Origin of the sequence: Cryobacterium fucosi (assembly GCF_004403515.1) — a bacterium.
In the GTDB taxonomy this organism is placed as follows: Bacteria; Actinomycetota; Actinomycetes; order Actinomycetales; family Microbacteriaceae; genus Cryobacterium; species Cryobacterium fucosi.
In genome coordinates this window covers 1-1292 of record NZ_SOHH01000079.1, presented here as the reverse complement: position 1 = coordinate 1292, position 1292 = coordinate 1, and the positions used below count along the sequence as shown (strand labels likewise).

The 1292-nt window shown below is 67.6% G+C and carries 2 protein-coding genes; both read right to left on the bottom strand.

Features of this window, described 5'->3' with window-relative positions; all coding sequences use genetic code 11:
• Window positions 1-730: IS21-like element helper ATPase IstB (gene istB / locus E3T48_RS11825; protein WP_134524261.1), on the bottom strand; the 730-nt coding region annotated here is incomplete at its 3' end.
• On the bottom strand, window positions 727-1292 hold a 566-nt coding region (locus tag E3T48_RS11820), incomplete at its 5' end, for a Mu transposase domain-containing protein (RefSeq protein ID WP_420898374.1). The genes E3T48_RS11820 and istB, both read right to left, overlap by 4 nt.

Here is a 1292-nt window from a genome sequence, read left to right as displayed (position 1 = left end):
TGAGCCGGTAGCTGTTGCCCTTGAGGCTGATGACGTCGGCGTGGTGGACGATCCGGTCGATCATCGCGGAAGCGATGGTCAGGTCGCCGAACACGTCGCCCCAGCGGGCGAATGGCAGGTTACTCGTCATGACCAGAGACGCGTGTTCGTAGCGGCTGGAGACGAGTTGGAAGAACAGGTTCGCGGCGTCTTGGTCGAACGGGATGTAGCCGACTTCATCGACGATGAGCAGGCTGTAACGGCGGAGCCGGGCCAGCTCCGCGGGGAGTTTGCCGCGGGAGTGAGCGTCTTGGAGACGGCTGACCCACCCGGTGGCCGTGTCGAAGAGGACGCGGTGGCCGGCCTTGGCGGCTTTGATGCCGATGCCGACGGCGAGGTGCGTCTTCCCCGTCCCGGGCGGGCCGAGCAAGACCACGTTCTTCGCTTCGGTGAGGAACACGCTCGTGCCCAGGTGCGCGATCAGGTTCCGGTCCGCTGACGGTTGGTGGTCGAAGTTGAAGTCCTCGAGGCTCTTGTGGCCGGGGAACCGGGCGGCCTTGATCCGCAGGTTGGCGCCGGAGGCTTCGCGTTCGGCGACTTCTTTGGAGAGCACCGCGGCCAAGTACTCCTCATGGGACCAGCCCGCGTCGCGGGCTTGGTCGCCCAGGCGGCGGAACGCTTCGCTGATCCGCGGCGCCCGCAGCGCGCGAGCGTAGTACTCGATCTGCGAGACCGCCTCCGGCCCGATCACGACGCGACCGCCCACTGCGACGAGGCCGAATCGAGGTCAACGTTGAAGAGCTCGTCGTAACGGGCCAACGACGCGGTCTCAACGACCGGGGTGACGGCAGGCCGGCGCGCCCGTTGGGCTTGGAACTGGGCGCGGAGCTCGGCCGCGCGGGCAACGTGGGCGGGGTCGGTCACCGTCAGCTGCCGCGCCCACTTCCGCCGGTGCTCGGCGATGAGGACTCCATCGTGATGAACGGAGACGGTGTCCAGGCTCGCGGTGACGTCCACGACCCGGCCGATCATCGTCGGGTCGACGGAGTAGTCGTTGCTGAACGCGCGAACGTAGTAATCGCGGGGCAACCGGACGCTGTTGCGGAGCACCACCTCCGGCGCCACCGGCGGGAGTCCTCGCATCGCGGCCCGGTCGATGCTGACCAGGTCGTTAGGACGGCCCCGGCGAGAGCGGGAGAGCCGGTTGTTCGCGACCGGCAACCACGCGGCGAGCTGCTCGTTGAAGTCGTCGGGCGAGGTGAATGTGCGGCCAGACATGAAGCGGCTTCGGAAGAACTGGTTCATCCGCTCGA